This is a genomic window from Pseudoalteromonas sp. Z1A6 (genome assembly GCF_011378745.1).
In the GTDB taxonomy this organism is placed as follows: domain Bacteria; phylum Pseudomonadota; class Gammaproteobacteria; order Enterobacterales; family Alteromonadaceae; genus Pseudoalteromonas; species Pseudoalteromonas arctica.
In genome coordinates this window covers 1-1,426 of the sequence record NZ_WTKW01000583.1, presented here as the reverse complement: position 1 = coordinate 1,426, position 1,426 = coordinate 1, and the positions used below count along the sequence as shown (strand labels likewise).

Annotated in this window: 1 protein-coding gene; it reads right to left on the bottom strand. The window is 39.9% G+C overall.

Annotation, left to right across the window (positions count from 1 at the left end; genetic code table 11):
• Positions 1–149: 149 nt before the first annotated feature.
• The gene (gene asd / locus GQR46_RS19660; RefSeq protein ID WP_165742219.1) at positions 150–1,289 is read right to left on the bottom strand and encodes an aspartate-semialdehyde dehydrogenase; all 1,140 of its coding nucleotides are present in this window, start codon (positions 1,287–1,289) and stop codon (positions 150–152) included.
• Positions 1,290–1,426 lie beyond the last annotated feature (137 nt).

Below are 1,426 nucleotides of genomic sequence, written 5' to 3'. Positions count from 1 at the left end.
TTAATTAAGTGATCTATTTTGAGGGAAGAAAATCGTGTCGATAACAAAGCAAAAATTTCGTTATTTAGTTGTTCAAAATCAGAAATTTTTAACGTAGTTAGTGTCAGATTTAACCCCTCAAATTGATCAAGTATTATTGCGAATTGGTATTACTCACCATCAACAATAATGCGTAGCATACGACGAAGTGGCTCTGCCGCTCCCCATAAAAGCTGATCGCCTACTGTAAATGCGCTAATGTATTTTGGACCCATCGCTAATTTACGAATACGCCCAACAGGAATGCTTAAAGTGCCTGTTACTTTAACGGGTGTTAAATCTGTTGAGCTGATTTCGCGCTCGTTTGGAATAACCTTAACCCACTCGTTGTGAGACGCTAAAATTTCTTCAATTTTTTCTACGCTTATATCTTCACGTAATTTAATGGTCATTGCTTGAGAGTGACAACGCATAGCGCCAATACGCACACATAAACCGTCAATAGGTACTGGTTGCTTTGAAGAACCTAAAATTTTATTGGCTTCTACTTGCGCTTTCCATTCTTCTTTAGATTGACCACTTGGCATAGGCACGTCAATCCACGGGATCAAGCTACCGGCAAGTGGCACACCAAATTGATCTTGTGGTAAATCACTCGACGCCATCGTTTCGCTTACTATTTTATCAATTTCTAAAATAGCAGAGCTTGGGTTATCTAGTTTATCTGCAACACTTGCATGAATAGCGCCCATTTGTGCAATAAGCTCTTTCATATTTCGTGCACCAGCGCCCGACGCCGCTTGGTAAGTCATTGGACTTACCCATTCAATTAGGTCTTGCTCAAATAAACCACCTAATGCAAGTAGCATCAGCGATACAGTACAGTTACCGCCAACAAACGTTTTAACGCCTTGCGCTAAGCCTTGTTCAATAACATCTTTGTTTACGGGATCAAGCACTATAATGCTGTCCTCACTCATACGCAGTGCTGAAGCTGCGTCAATCCAGTAACCATCCCAACCTGACTCTCGAAGTTTTGGATATACCGCATTGGTGTAATCGCCGCCTTGACACGTAACAATAATATCCATTTTAGCAAGTTCGCTAATGTCACTTGCATCAAGTAATGGTTTTGCGTCGCCTGCTATATCTGGACCTAGTTGACCCGCTTGTGAGGTGGTAAAAAAAGTGGTGTCGATATGAGCAAAATCACTTTGTTTCTGCATACGTTCTAATAGCACAGAGCCAACCATGCCACGCCAACCGACTAATCCTACTTTTTTCATTGTTTGTTCCACTGTTTGATTCATAAAAGATGCCTTAATACATTAAAAATTAAAATTCATTGCGTGAGATTTAATTTTCATTAACGCTAAACTAACACTCGTAGACGGCTAAAACTAGCGAATAAAACAGAACTTAAATATTTTTCATACTGAGCATAAAC

Bases quoted from the DNA above. Each gene is read 5' to 3' on its own strand.
- asd (WP_165742219.1), bottom strand. From the start codon at position 1,289: ATGAATCAAACAGTGGAACAAACAATGAAAAAAGTAGGATTAGTCGGT.